The following is a 13,007-nucleotide window of genomic DNA, read 5'->3' as shown; positions in this document are numbered from 1 at the left end:
GGGGATGACGGCAGAGCAAGACGGCGGATACCGATCGATCCGCTACGAGGTCGACGAGCGCGGTGTGGCGCGCGTAACGCTGGCAAGCCCCGAGAACCGCAACGCCCTCACCGCCGAACTGATGGGCGAGCTCGAGGACGCGCTGGCACGCGCCCGCAGTGACGACGCCGTCCGCTGCCTAGTACTGACGTCGTCGCACGAGCGCGTCTTCTCAGCGGGCGCGAGCCTCGATGCGTTCGCTGCCGACGTGCCGCTGGTGCACAAGCACTTCGGCACGGAACGCTTCCCACGCCTCTTTCGCGCCCTGCTCGGCCTTGGCAAGCCGACGATCTGCGCCGCGAACGGTCACGTGCTCGCCGGGGCGCTCGGTCTCGCGCTCGCCTGCGACCTCGTGATCGCCCGCGAGGGAGCAGAGTTCGGCACCCCCGAGATCAACGTCGGCGCCTTTCCGTTCATGATCATGGCGCTGATCTACCGCAACGTGCCGCGCAAGCGTGCCAACGAGCTGCTGCTGCTCGGCGAGCGGATCGACGCGCACGAGGCCGAGCGGCTCGGCATCGTCAACCGCGTCGTAGCCGCCGACCGCTTCTGGGAAGTGGTCGACGACTGGGCCGGCCGCTTGGCCGCGAAGTCGCCGGTGATCATGCGCCTTGGCAAGGAGGCGATGTACCGCCAGCTCGACATGCCGCTCGACCAGGCGCTCGAATATCTGCGCAGCCAGCTCTCGCTCGCCTTCACGACCGAGGACATCCAGGAGGGTGTGCGTGCTTTCTTCGAGAAGCGCGAGCCGCAGTGGAAGGGGCGATGATGGCTGACCAAGGCTTGAGGGAGGAGGACACCCGCCCCGCAACCGGGGGCGAACGAGGGGCGGGTTCGGCCGCTGCGGCCGGCGCGGGCGGGCAACGGCCCGCTCGCGCCGGCGCCGGCGAACTGGTAGCTCGCCCGCCGTTGCGAACGCTCGTCGAGGAACTCCACGAGCGGCGCGCAAGGATCAAGCTCGGCGGCGGACCCGAGAAGATCGCCGAACAGCACGCCAAGGGCAAGCTCACGGCGCGCGAGCGCCTGGCGCTGCTTTTCGACGAGGGCACCTTCACCGAGATCGGCATCCACGGCCGCCCGCACTTCTCGCAGCGGGCGATGGAAGGCAAGGACGCCCCTGCCGATGGTGTGATCTGCGGCTTCGGCAAGATCGACGGTCGGCTTGCCTGCTGCGCCGCCTACGACTTCACCGTCATGGCCGGCTCGATGGGAATGACCGGCGAGCTCAAGGTGCAGCGCCTACGCAAGATGGCGCTCGAGAAGCGGATCCCGATGATCTGGCTGCTCGACTCGGCGGGGGCGCGCATCCAGGAGGCAGCGGGATCGCTGTTCGCCGGCTCGGGCGACCTCTTCCGCGAAGAGGTGATCATGAGCGGCGTGGTCCCCCAGATCGCCGCCCTGATGGGACCTTGTGCGGCCGGCACCGCCTACATTCCCGGCCTCGCCGATTTCGTGCCGATGGTGTCGGGCCGCGGCTCGATGGCGCTCGCCGGACCGCACCTCGTGCGCGCCGTGACCGGCGAGGACGTCACGCAAGAAGAGCTAGGCGGCGCCAAGGTGCACTGTCGCGTCTCGGGAGTCGGCGACCTCGAGGTCGCCTCCGACGAGGAGTGCATCGCCGCGATCAAGCGCTACCTCTCGTTCTTCCCGCAGAACTGCGACGAGCAGCCACCGCGGCGCGAGACGAGTGACCCCGTCGACCGCATGGACGAGGAGCTGCTCGACATCCTGCCCGATTCGCCGCGGCACCCCTACGACATGTACGACGTCATCCGTCGCATCGTCGACGACGGCGAGATCTTCGACATCAAGCCGCGCTTCGCGCGCACGATCATCACCTGTCTGGCGCGAATGGGCGGGCGGCCGGTGGGCATCGTCGCGAACCAGCCCAAGCACCTCGGCGGCATTCTCGAAAACGACTCCGCCGACAAAGCAGCGCGCTTCATCAACCTCTGCGACGCCTTCAACATCCCGCTCGTCTTCCTCCAGGACGTGCCCGGCTTCATGGTCGGCACGAAAGTCGAGCGCGAGGGGATCATCCGTCACGGCGCCAAGATGCTCTACGCCGTCTCGCGGGCGACGGTGCCGAAGATCACGGTGATCATCCGCAAGGCGTACGGCGCCGGCTACTACGTGATGTGCGGCAAGGCGTACGAGCCCGACCTGATCGTCGCCTGGCCGTCGGCCGAGATCTCGGTGATGGGGCCCGAGGGCGCGGTGAACATCATCTTTCGCAAGCAGATCGAAGCTTCCGACGACCCCGACGCCACGCGCGCGCAGCTAATCGAAGGCATTCGCCGCACGATCGATCCCTACATCGCCGCTGGCAACGCGATGATCGACGACATCATCGATCCCCGCGAGACGCGCCCGACGATCATCCGCGCGCTCGAGATGGCCGAGGGCAAGCGGGTCGAGCGACCGCGCAAGAAGCACGGCGTGATGCCGGTTTGACGGCGTGATGCCGGTTTGACGGCGTGATGCCGGTTTGAGCGTGGCGGCGAGGGCTTTCGAGAGCGAACCGGGAGGAGGGAGAACGTGAGCCGCTTCGAGGACGCTTGCATCATCACGTGCGCGATCTCCGGCGTCGTGGCGAACCGCGCGCAGTGTCCGGCGATCCCTTACACGCCGGAGGAGTACGCCGCCGAAGCACGTCGGGCGGTCGACGAGGGCGCGGCGATGATCCACATCCACGCCCGCCGCCCCGACGGCACGCCGAGTTTCGAGATCGAGGACTTCCGCGCTATTACGCGCGCGATCCTGGAAGAGGTCGGCGACGTGATCATCAACTACTCGACCGGGGCGGTAGGGGTGCCGGTCGAGAAGCGGATCGCCTACCTGCGCGAGCTCCGTCCGGACGTCGCCGCGCTGAACATGGGCTCGATGAACTACGCCAAGTACTCGCCGCGGCGCAAGGACTTCGTCTTCAAGATGGTGTTCGAGAACTCGTTCGACACCATCATCGAGTTCTGCCGGGCGATGCGCGAGCTCGGTATCCGTCCCGAGCACGAGTGTTTCGACGTCGGTCACGTGGCGAGCCTCGCGCCGCTGATCGACATGGGCTTGGTCGAGGAGCCCCTGCAGGTGCAGTGCGTGATGGGCGTGCTCGGCGGCATCCCCGCGACACCGCGCCACCTGCGCTACATGGCCGACGAGGTGCCGGGTGGCGCCGAGTCGCGCAACAACTGGGGGGTGATCGGCATCAGCCGCGACCAGTGGCGGCTGATCGCCGCCGCCGCGGCGAGCGGCGGCAACGTCCGTGCCGGTCTCGAGGACAACTTCTATCTGCCGAACGGCGAGATGGCGCGCTCCAACGGGGATCTGATCGCGCAAGCGCGGAAGATCGTCGAAGCCGTCGGCCGCCGCCCGGCGACGGTGGCGGAGGCGCGCGAGCTGCTCGGCGTCCCGCGGCGCGAGGTCGGTGTCTTCGCCGAGGTCGCGGGCGGTGCTCGCGCCTAGCGCCGGCCGCCAAGACTCACCAGCGACGGAGGAGGGGAAGCGATGGGAGCTCTATCGGGGATCAAGGTGCTCGACCTCTCGCGCCTTTTGCCGGGCGGTTTCTGCACGATGCTGCTCGCCGACTTCGGCGCCGAGGTTCTGAAGGTCGAGGACACCGGCATGGGCGACTATGTGCGCTGGTCGCCGCCCCACTACGAGGGCGCCGAGCGGTCGGCGGCGTCGGCCTTGTTCTTGGCTCTCAACCGCGGCAAGCGATCGCTGCGCCTGAACCTCAAGGAGCAGGCTGGTCGCGAGGTGCTGTTGCGGCTGGTGCGCGAGTACGACGTGCTGGTCGAGTCGTTCCGCCCGGGCGTGATGGATCGCCTGGGTGTCGGTTACGAGCGCTTGCGGCGCGAGAACCCCCGCCTCGTCTACTGCGCGATAACCGGCTACGGACAGACCGGCCCGCTGCGCGACCGCCCCGGGCACGACATGGACTATTTGGCTCTCAATGGCATCCTCGGCTTGACCGGTGACAAGGACGGACCGCCGGTGCAGGCCGCGGTGCAGATCGCCGACATCGGCGGCGGCTCGCTGATGGCGGCGTTCGGGATCATGGCGGCGCTGTGGGAGCGCGAGCGCTCGGGCGAAGGCCAGTTCGTCGACGTTTCGATGACCGACGGTGCGCTGTCGTGGCTGGCGATGGTCGCGGCGCGCTACTTCTGCGACGGCCAGGAGCCGCGCCGCGGCTTGCTCGAGCTGGCGGGCGGGCTCGTCTGCTACCGACCCTACCCGTGCAAGGATGGCTGGGTGGCGTTGGGCGCTCTCGAGCCCAAGTTCTGGCAAGCGTTCTGTCGTGGCATCGGCCGCGAGGACCTGATCGAGCGCCAGTTCGACGGCCCCGACTCCGAGACGCGGCGCGAGCTCGAGCGGATCTTCAAGGAGCGCACGCGCGAGGAGTGGGCGCAGTTCGGTGCCGAGCACGACTGCTGCCTCGAGCCGGTGCTCGAGCTCAGCGAAGCGCTGTCGTCGGAGCTCGTTCGCGAGCGCGAGATGGTCGTCGAGATCGAACAACCGGGGGCCGGTCCGGTGCGTGTGCTTGGCGTCCCGGTGAAGCTCTCGCGCACGCCGGGCGCCCCCGCGGGACCAGGACCGTCGCTCGGCGAACATACTGACGAGGTGTTGCGCGAACTGGGATATAGCGCAGAGGAGATCGCGGCGCTCAGCGAGCGCGGGGTCGTAGCGCGGCCGAGTGCCGAACGGGCGACCGCGTGAGCCGAGCGGCGACGCGCAAGGACGGGGAAAGCAAGGCGACCCGCGCTGCGCGCGCTGGGGTGGCGGTCGAGCGCCCGGGCGGGCGCTCGCAGCGCGACGGGCTGCTCAAGATCAGCGAACTTGCGCGCGAGAGCGGTGTCAGCACCGCGACGATCAAGCACTACCTGCGCGAGGGCTTGCTGCCCGAGCCGGTCAAGACCTCGCGCAACATGGCCTACTACCCGCGCGAGTTCGTCGACCGCATCAAGCTCATCAAACAGCTGCAGGAAGAGCGCTTCCTCCCGCTGCGGTTGATCAAAGCGATGCTCGAACAGGATCCAGAGCGGGCGCGTGCGCTCGTCGAACTCGAGGACCGCATCCTCGAGCGTGCTCTCGCCGGCGAGCGCGAGCGGGTGTCGCGTGCCGAGCTAGAGCAGCGCTACGGCGTTCCCGGCGCGGTGCTGGACCGGCTTGCCGAGCTCGGTGTGCTCTCGCCCGACGAGCAGGGTTACGCGCCGCTCGATGTGCAGATCGTCGAGGCGATCGGCCGCTTCCGCGCCGGTGGCTACGACGAGCGCCTCGGTTTCACGGTCTACGACACGCTGCGCTACAAGCGCCTGCTCGAGGAGCTCGCGCGCGAGGAGATCGCGGTGCTGATGGAGCGCTTGGTCGGGCGGATGCCGACCGAGAGCGCCGTCGCCCTGATCGAGGCCGGCATCGATCCGCTGCACGATCTGATCGCCGCCATGCACCGCAAGTTGCTGCTCCAGGCGCTGAAGCGGATGCGCGAGCGCGAGGGCTGAAGGCAGGCGCCGTCAGGCTCGCCGCGCTCGGTGCGCGGCGGCCTGCAGCGTGTGAGAGCAGCGCGAAGAGGCTCGGCAACGGCTCGTCGCGGGCGAAAATGATCCGCCTCAGCGCGACTGGATCGCGGTGGGCAGGACACCGAAAAGGCGTGCGATCGCGCGTCGCGATCCGCGTAGCTCACGCTCGAGCTAGGCCGTACCTGTGCGTGTGAGATCGGGGTGCGTGAGCGTGTGCGACGCGATCTCCCACCCGACCGCCACGAGGGTCCGCACCTGTCGGGGGCGAAGTCGGTCGGGAGAGTGCAGCGCGGCGATCTCGAGGTTGACCACCGCCGGCCAGCGCAGCCGCCGGAGGAGGGGAAACGCGTTGCGGTAGACGCTCGCATAGCCGTCGTCGAAGGTGAGAACTATGGGCCGCGCCGGGAGCTGAGCGCGCCCGCGCCAAGCCGCCACGAGACGCGCCAAAGTAATCGCGCGAAAACCGTGTCGCCGCAGCCAGTCGACGATCATCGCGAACTTCGCCGGATCGAGGTAGAGGGCGGGGTAGCGAGCGACGGGCGGCGGATCGCGCACTTCGTGGAACCCGAGCAGCGGAACCCGTGCCGGAGACGGCGCGGTCGCGCCTCCACGATCGCCCGCGAGCGCCCACGCGGGGCGCACCGCAAGGACCCGTGCCGGAGACGGCGCGGTCGCGCCTCCACGATCGCGGCTGGAGCGGATGTGCGGACGGTGCCGGTCGTGGCCGGCGAACACGGCGTGGCTCCCGGCGTGGCGTGCCCGTCCGAAACGCTCACGCGAGGCGCCGTTCCCGCCCCCGCACCCCGGCGTTGCCAGCGCGCAGAGCGCGGTTGGGGCAGTCGCTCGCTGTCGGGACCCACCTTCGTAGACTCGCGGCCGTGGTCGCGGCCGTTGTGCAGCTGAACTCGGGCGAGAACCGGGCACGCAATCTCGCGCGCGCGGAAGAGCTTGTCCGCCGCGCCGCCGGGCATGGCGCCGCGCTCGTCGTGCTGCCCGAGAAGTTCAACCGGCTCGGTCGCCCGGAGTTCGTTGCCCGCAACGCCGAGCCCCTCGACGGTCCGACGATCACCTGGGCGCGCGAGCTGGCCCGCGAGCTCGCGATCGACCTGGTGGCCGGCTCGATCCTCGAGCTCCGCCCCGGCGCTCGACCGGCGAACGCCAGCGTGCACGTGCGCCCCGACGGCGAGATCGGCGCCGTCTACCGCAAAGTGCACCTCTTCGACGTCGACGTGGGCGGTGCGAGCTACCGCGAGTCCGACACCGAGGCGCCAGGCGACGAAGCGGTCGTGAGCAAGCTGGTCGACGGCACGAAGCTTGGGCTTGCGATCTGTTACGACCTTCGTTTCCCCGAGCTCTTCCGCGAGCTCGCCCTCCGCGGCGCCGAGGTGATCGCGCTGCCCGCCGCGTTCACCGTCCCGACCGGCCGCGCCCACTGGCAGGTGCTGCTGCGGGCGCGCGCGATCGAAAACCAGGTGTTCGTGCTCGCCGCTGGCCAGGTCGGCGAACATCCGCCAGGACTAGCGAGCTACGGTCACTCGCTGATAGTCGACCCGTGGGGAGCTGTGCTCGCGCGTGTCGCCGCCGGCGAAGGAGTCGCGGGCGCGCGCCTCGACCGCGACTTGCAGCGCCAAGTGCGCGCGCGGATGCCGGTGCTCGAACACCGGGTGCCGAGCGTGTACCGCTCGCTCACCAGCGCGCGTCGTGCGACTCCATGACGCCCACGCCGCGCACCAAGTCGATCGCGCCGGGGAGCGTGCCGCGGAACGCGCCGAACGGCTGGCGATAGTCGACGCGTACGAAGCCGAGGGAAAGCTGTTCGCGCCGCTCCGCCCAGGGTTCGAACTCGAGCAAGCATCCCGAGCGCGAGCGCACCCACCTGAGGTCACTATCGAACTGCACCGGCTCGGTTTCGTGCGCAACGCCGTCGATCCAGACCGTGCGTTCGCTGGCGCGCTCGTCGTCGTGGATTCCCGCCACGAGGTTCCAGGCGAGGGTCTTGCCGTTCGTGCCGTGGCCGATGCCGGCGCTCCAGCGCCACACGGTGCGGCGGCGGTGGTAGCCGGCGCTCTCGTCGACGAGTGCGTAGCCCTCGTAGGTGTGGCACTCGCCGGCGATCGCGACCTCGGCGCGCGCCGGGCCGACACGCTTGCGTGTCCAGATGTAGTCGCGCCCCTCCGGCGAGGCCACCTCCACGGGAGAGCGCGGCTGGATTTCGATCGTCACTGTCTCGCCCTCGCCGCGGATGGCGACACGCTCCGGAGCGATGCGAAGGCGGCGCCGACTCGCGCCCGTCACGCCGCGCAGCTCGCCAGCTGGCGTTGCGAGCGCCCACCAGCGTCGCGGTACCCCGAGCACCTTCGCCTCGGCTGCGCAGATCGCGAGCTCGGGCGTGGCGAAGAGCACATAGCACCACTGCTTCAGCGGTCTCGTTCCACGCAGTAACGGCATCGGAGCGGGCGGCAGCGGAGCTCCAGGCACCTCGACCCGCTCGCCGCGCAGTGGCGCTTCGAGCGGTGCTGTCCGGCGAAGAGCAAGGCGCGAGTGAAGCAAACCCGCCGGCACTTTAGACTCCAGATTGACTCGTCAATCAAGCGCGGCGGGTCGCTCGCTGTCGCCGGCACCGGCTGCACCGAGCCGCCGCCGCCCCACTCACTTGCAATGGCAGCGGGAGAACGTTCCACTTCCGGCGGTTCGGCCGACAGGCGACGGCAGATCCTCGACGCGGCGATTCGTGTGTTCGCCGAACGCGGCTTTCACCAGTGCCGGGTGTCGGACGTCGCCGACGAAGCCGGAGTCGCCTACGGCCTCGTCTACCACTACTTCAAATCCAAAGAAGAGATCCTCAACACGCTCTTTCTCGAGCGCTGGCAGCTGATGCTCGACGCGATCGCCGAGATCGACGCCCGCGAGCTTCCTGCGCGCGAGAAGCTCGCCCAGGTGGCGGCGTTCATCGTCGACTCCTACCGTCACGACCCCAACCTGATGAAGGTCATCATCGTCGAGGTGACGCGCTCCTCGCACTCGTTCGGGGCGCGGCATCTCGACAAGATTCGGGAAGCCTACGACGGCATCGCGCGGATCGTCGAACGTGCCCAGCGCGAGGGGACTTTCCGCAGCGACATCCCGGCCGATTACGGAGCGTTGTTCTTCTACGGCGCGATCGAGCAGCTGTTGACCGCCTGGATCTTCGCGATGTTGCCACCGACGGAAGAGGAGTTCGAGCGCGCCAAGCAGCTCGTCGTCGACGCGCTCTGCAGCGGGCTCGAGCTCGAGCCGGCGCGCGCTTGACAGCGCGCCCGCAGCTTCCGGCGTGGGGCGTCGAGCGGCAAGAGAAGAGCCTCGTCGCCGCTCGCAGTTGGCGTATGCGGCGCTGGCCGTGGTGCGCTGCCGCCCGCTCCTCTGCTTGAATCCGACGCGATGGCAGGGAGCGAGGTGGTGAAGCGGCTCGCGTGGAACGGGCTGTTGGCAGCGACGGGAGCGCTCGCGGCGTTCGTCGCGCACCGTCTTGCGGCAGCGATCTGGGTGCGCGTCACGGGCGAAGCTCCACCGGACGACCGCTCGTGACGCTCGAACCACAGACGGCCGCCGGCACGGAGGCCGCGCGCGAGCGGCACCTCGACGAGTCGCCGCCGGCGGAAGACAGCGCCACGACCAGACCGCAAATCGAGCTCGCGCTCGCTTTCGCGGCCGGTGTCGCGCTGGCGGCGCTACTGCGACGTCTGGCCAGAAGGTGAGTTCCGCGCAGCGACAGCACGAGCCGAGCGAAGTCGACGAGCAGCGGCCGTCGCCGCGCTCGCTCGGCGAGATCGTCGCCGACATCTCGACGCATTCGGCGCGGATCGTCCGCGAGGAGATCGCTCTCGCGAAGGCTGAGGTGCGCGAGAAGGTCTCGAGCCTTTGGCGCGGTGCTGTGGTGGGTACTGCGGCCGGGGTTTTCGTGCTCGCCGCTGTCGTGACCGCGCTGCACGCGCTCGCCTTGCTGCTCGCCGATCTCCTCGGTGCCAACGCCTGGGTCGGGTACGCGGTCGTGACAGCGCTGCTGTTGATTGCAGCGGCCTGCGCTGGTTGGCTGGCGTGGCGTCTGGTGCGCCGCGGCACGCCACCGACGCCCCAGCTCGCGATCGAGGAGGCGCGCGTCACCCGTGAGCGTCTGTCGGCAAGCGCAGCGGATAGCGAAGGGATCTAGAGATGGCGCGATCGACCGACGAAATCCGGCAGTCGATCGAGCAGGCGCGGCGCGAGCTCGCGGGCTCGCTCGTCGAGCTGCAGGCGAAAACGAACGAGCTCGCCGACTGGCGGCTGCAGTTCAACCGCCACCGGCGCGCCGCGCTTGTCGGTGCGCTCGCCGCCGGGTTCGTTCTCGGTGGCGGTGTCGCCGCGCTCGCGACCTGGCTGGCGGGGCGTCGCTAGCGAAAACCGTTCACCGGGATTTGCGCCTCTCGCGGAACGCTTCGAGCGCCCGCAGCGGGGCGCGCTCGCCGACAGCGAGTAGAGCCGCGGTGTAGAGGCCCAGTGCGCCGATCAGCGCCGCTGGCAGCCACCGGCCCTCTGGTGCACTTCCCACAACAAGGAACAGCGCCAGAGTCGTGAGGGCGGCCGCTGCCGCTGCTCTTGCCACCGTTCCCAGGGCTGATCCGAGGGGGAGGGCGAGCGTGCGTTCGAGCAGGCGTACGTGCGCCGCGACGTACAGGGTGTACGACAGCGACGTTCCGAGGATCGGTGCAGCGAGGCCGATGACGGGAATGAGAGCGACATCTACAGCCGCGTTCAGCGTGAGCACAGCGATGGCGATCGGCACGCGCTTCGCAGCGTCGCCAAGGTAGTTGACGCTCATCGTCACGAGCGGTCCGAAACCGAGCAGGAAAACGTACAGGGCCAGACCAGACAAAACGGCCCCAGAGTCTTCGAAGCGTGAACCGAGCGCGAAACGCATGATCGCCTCGCCCCAGAGCAGTACTGGCGGCAGCACGGCGAACTGGAGGAGGGCGATCGCCCGCAGCCCGGCCATGAGTGTGTCGACGCGCGGCTGCTGCTCGTCGGGCGCGCGCGCGAGCCGCGGAGCGATCGCTGCAGCGAGCGAGAGCCCCGGGTACTGGAGGAACGCTGTAAGTCGCAGAGGTGCGGCCAGGATGCCCGCGGAAGCTGATCCCATGAGCGCTCCGACGAGCAGCACGTCGATCTGGTTGAACAGAATCATCGTGGCGTCGATCGCCAGGATCGCCGACGAGTAGGTGAAGAGTCGGCGTGTAGACACGGGGTCGAACCCGTGCTCCTCCTCGCCACTCGCGCCTGCCCGCGGCAAGACCACGAAGAGAGTTCCCAGTCCTACCAGTGCGCCGATCACATAGCCCGAGGCGCGTCCCAGTGCCGCGCCGACCACGCCCGCGCCGGCGAGCACGAGAGTCACCGTCAACACGAATTCGCTGGTGCTCTTAAACAGCACCATCGGCAGGCCGGCTGGGATACGTCCCGTGGCTTGGAAGGCGGCAGCCACGAACTGCATGAACGAGTCTCCCGCGACAGCGAGAGCGAGGATGCGGATAACCGGCCCGATCTCGGGCTCGGCGAAGACAGCGGGTGCGAAGAGCGATAAGGCCCACAATGCGGCTACGCTCGCGACGCTGAGCGCGGTCTTCACGCGCAGAGCAAGGACGACGACCTGCCGCAAGCCGGACGGCACAGCCCTCCTCTCGGCGAGGAAGCGCGCAGCGCCGTGCGACACGCCGAAGTCCGCAACGAGAGAAGCGACGCTCGCGACCGCCATGCCAACGCTCAGAACGCCGAAGTCACGCGGACCGAGGAGTCGCGCCAAGAGCACGGTCAGCAGCGCAGTGAACGCCGCTGTGGTTGCTTGAATCGCTAGCTGGGCCGCCGCGTTCGCGGCTACGCCGCGCTCGGCCGCTATCCGCGCGATCGGCGTCGGTTCAGCACTCGGAGCTCCGATAACTCGTAGCCTACGGTCGTTGACAGGACCGCTTCGATGCCGCACGCGATTGCTTTCAGAACGTGGCTGCCCCTAGCTGGCGCAGCGCTCCTTGCCTGTGTGATCGGCGCGCTTGCGGCGCTAGCTCCCACAACCGCCGTCGGTGTCACGCTCGGGCTGGTGCTGCTTCTGGTGACCGTCGTCCGCCCGGTTGCCGGGCTCGCGTTGTTTACCTACCTCGCGATCCTCGAGACAACACCGCTGTTGCTCAACGGTGTCACTGCAGCAAAGCTGCTCGGCGTTCTCCTCTTCGCCGTGTGGCTCGGTGCTGTAGCAGTCAACAGCGCCGGGTTGCGCCATCTTGCGGTGGAGCGCCCCGCCGTTTTGGCGGTCCTGCTCCTGTTCGGCGTATGGACGACTTTGAGCGTCGTGCACGCAAGCGAACCCGCCGCGAGCGGGCCACCGCTCATGCGGCTCTGGATGGACATCGCGTTGGTTTTGGTCGCGTACGCCTTTCTCACCGATGCTCGCGCGAAGCTGACTGTGTTTAAAGGGTGGGCTCTCGGAACGGTCACGGCAGTGATTGCTGGACTGCTGTTCGGGCCGTCGCTAAGTGCCACCGAGGGGAGATTCGTTGCCGTGGGCACCGACCCCAACGAGTTCGCGACGCTGTCTGTGGCGAGCATCGCGTTCTGCGTTGGCTTGGCTATCACGCGTGGACGCGCTTCGGTCGAGCGTGCGCTCTGGTCGCTTTTTGCGGTCATCGCTTGCCTGGCCGTGTTTCTCACGGGCTCGCGGGGAGGGCTCGTGGCGCTGGCCGCCGCGGCGGTTGCCGCGGTCGCTGTGGCGCAGCGACGGCGAGGACGGGCGCTTGCAGCGGTAATTGTCTTGTGCGGTCTGGCCGTTGCTTATTTCTCGGCCATTGCACCGCCCGAGGTGCGGGCGCGGATCATCAACCCGGGCTCGGGGACTGGGCGCACCGACCTTTGGACAGTCGCGACACGGATGATCGAAGCCAACCCGCTGCTCGGAGTCGGCGTGGGCAACTTCCCCGAGGAGGCAGGGCGCTACCTGCTTGTGCCCGGTCTCTTGCGTGAAACACAGTTCATCGTTGTCGACCCGAAGGTGGCCCACAACGCTTATCTCGAGGTCGCGGCCGAGACCGGGTTGCCGGGACTCGCTCTCTTCGTCGCGTTGCTCGGAATCGCGTTCGCGTCGTGCCGGCGTGCCTGGCTGCGGGCCGAGGCCATCGGCGACCGCCACCTCGCGGTCGCGGCGCGAGCGCTCTTTGTCGCGCTGGTTGCATATGCGGTTGCGATTGTTTGGCTTTCGCAGCAGTACGGGAAGCAGCTCTGGTTGCTGTTGGCCCTGGCCTTCGCTCTGCCCGATCTTGCAGCGGCACCCGACCGGCAGAGAGCATCCTCGCCGCAAGCCTCGCAGCGCCGTCGACGGTGGACGGCGCCACGCGCCCGCAGACGAGCTGCAACGGCGACCACGCGATAGGCGTGACCGTGAGGAGTTCTCGGGAGCCC

The 13,007-nt window shown here is 68.7% G+C and carries 15 protein-coding genes; 12 read left to right on the top strand and 3 right to left on the bottom strand.

Features of this window, described 5'->3' with window-relative positions:
- Positions 1–4: 4 nt before the first annotated feature.
- The 5 genes from JDY09_RS08380 (at position 5) to JDY09_RS08360 (ending at position 5,534) form a co-directional block, all read left to right on the top strand.
- The gene (locus JDY09_RS08380) at positions 5–808 is read left to right on the top strand and encodes an enoyl-CoA hydratase/isomerase family protein (protein ID WP_274716484.1); all 804 of its coding nucleotides are present in this window, start codon (positions 5–7) and stop codon (positions 806–808) included.
- Positions 808–2,493: an acyl-CoA carboxylase subunit beta gene (locus JDY09_RS08375; RefSeq protein WP_274716483.1), complete on the top strand. Its 1,686-nt coding sequence runs from the start codon at positions 808–810 to the stop codon at positions 2,491–2,493. Before JDY09_RS08380 ends, JDY09_RS08375 begins: the two co-directional genes overlap by 1 nt.
- An 84-nt stretch (positions 2,494–2,577) precedes the next feature.
- Entirely contained in the window at positions 2,578–3,498 is a 921-nt protein-coding gene (locus tag JDY09_RS08370; protein WP_274716482.1) for a 3-keto-5-aminohexanoate cleavage protein, read from the top strand.
- A 42-nt stretch (positions 3,499–3,540) separates the two neighbouring features.
- Positions 3,541–4,752, top strand: a complete 1,212-nt coding sequence (locus JDY09_RS08365; RefSeq protein WP_274716481.1) for a CaiB/BaiF CoA transferase family protein — start codon at positions 3,541–3,543, stop codon at positions 4,750–4,752.
- A complete protein-coding gene (locus tag JDY09_RS08360; protein ID WP_274716480.1) occupies positions 4,749–5,534 on the top strand; it encodes a MerR family transcriptional regulator in 786 nt (261 codons plus the stop codon). The genes JDY09_RS08365 and JDY09_RS08360 overlap by 4 nt, the downstream gene beginning before the upstream one ends.
- Positions 5,535–5,723: 189 nt before the next feature.
- On the opposite strand, the gene JDY09_RS08355 is transcribed toward JDY09_RS08360, so the two are convergent.
- On the bottom strand, positions 5,724–6,107 hold the full coding sequence (locus tag JDY09_RS08355) for a polysaccharide deacetylase family protein (protein WP_274716479.1): 384 nt from the start codon (positions 6,105–6,107) through the stop codon (positions 5,724–5,726).
- A 323-nt stretch (positions 6,108–6,430) separates the two neighbouring features.
- On the opposite strand from JDY09_RS08355, the gene JDY09_RS08350 reads away from it, so the two are divergent.
- Positions 6,431–7,267 (top strand): carbon-nitrogen hydrolase family protein, encoded by an 837-nt coding sequence (locus JDY09_RS08350; protein ID WP_274716478.1) that lies wholly within the window; start codon positions 6,431–6,433, stop codon positions 7,265–7,267.
- Here JDY09_RS08350 and JDY09_RS08345 read toward each other — a convergent pair.
- Positions 7,239–8,000: a DUF2804 domain-containing protein gene (locus JDY09_RS08345; RefSeq protein ID WP_274716477.1), complete on the bottom strand. Its 762-nt coding sequence runs from the start codon at positions 7,998–8,000 to the stop codon at positions 7,239–7,241. The genes JDY09_RS08350 and JDY09_RS08345 overlap by 29 nt on opposite strands.
- Positions 8,001–8,093: 93 nt before the next feature.
- Here JDY09_RS08345 and JDY09_RS08340 point away from each other — a divergent pair, with 93 nt between their 5' ends.
- The 5 genes from JDY09_RS08340 (at position 8,094) to JDY09_RS08320 (ending at position 9,962) form a co-directional block, all read left to right on the top strand.
- Entirely contained in the window at positions 8,094–8,840 is a 747-nt protein-coding gene (locus tag JDY09_RS08340) for a TetR/AcrR family transcriptional regulator (protein WP_274716476.1), read from the top strand.
- Positions 8,841–8,969: 129 nt separating this feature from the next.
- Positions 8,970–9,116 (top strand): DUF4235 domain-containing protein, encoded by a 147-nt coding sequence (locus JDY09_RS08335; RefSeq protein ID WP_274716475.1) that lies wholly within the window; start codon positions 8,970–8,972, stop codon positions 9,114–9,116.
- The gene (locus tag JDY09_RS08330) at positions 9,113–9,286 is read left to right on the top strand and encodes a hypothetical protein (protein ID WP_274716474.1); all 174 of its coding nucleotides are present in this window, start codon (positions 9,113–9,115) and stop codon (positions 9,284–9,286) included. The genes JDY09_RS08335 and JDY09_RS08330 overlap by 4 nt, the downstream gene beginning before the upstream one ends.
- Positions 9,283–9,738, top strand: coding sequence for a phage holin family protein (locus tag JDY09_RS08325; RefSeq protein WP_274716473.1), 456 nt, complete (start codon positions 9,283–9,285; stop codon positions 9,736–9,738). The genes JDY09_RS08330 and JDY09_RS08325 overlap by 4 nt, the downstream gene beginning before the upstream one ends.
- A 2-nt stretch (positions 9,739–9,740) precedes the next feature.
- Entirely contained in the window at positions 9,741–9,962 is a 222-nt protein-coding gene (locus tag JDY09_RS08320; protein ID WP_274716472.1) for a DUF3618 domain-containing protein, read from the top strand.
- A 10-nt stretch (positions 9,963–9,972) separates the two neighbouring features.
- Here the strand turns inward: JDY09_RS08320 and JDY09_RS08315 are convergent, their stop codons facing one another.
- Positions 9,973–11,541: an oligosaccharide flippase family protein gene (locus JDY09_RS08315; RefSeq protein ID WP_274716471.1), complete on the bottom strand. Its 1,569-nt coding sequence runs from the start codon at positions 11,539–11,541 to the stop codon at positions 9,973–9,975.
- Between the two features lie 54 nt (positions 11,542–11,595).
- Here JDY09_RS08315 and JDY09_RS08310 point away from each other — a divergent pair, with 54 nt between their 5' ends.
- Positions 11,596–12,978 carry an O-antigen ligase family protein gene (locus JDY09_RS08310; protein WP_274716470.1) on the top strand — a complete coding sequence of 461 codons (1,383 nt, stop codon included), beginning with the start codon at positions 11,596–11,598 and terminating at the stop codon, positions 12,976–12,978.
- Positions 12,979–13,007 lie beyond the last annotated feature (29 nt).

Origin of the sequence: Thermoleophilum album (genome assembly GCF_028867705.1) — a bacterium.
Classification (GTDB): domain Bacteria; phylum Actinomycetota; class Thermoleophilia; order Solirubrobacterales; family Thermoleophilaceae; genus Thermoleophilum.
Note: the sequence above shows the minus strand (reverse complement) of the source record. Positions and strands in the feature narration are given on the sequence as shown.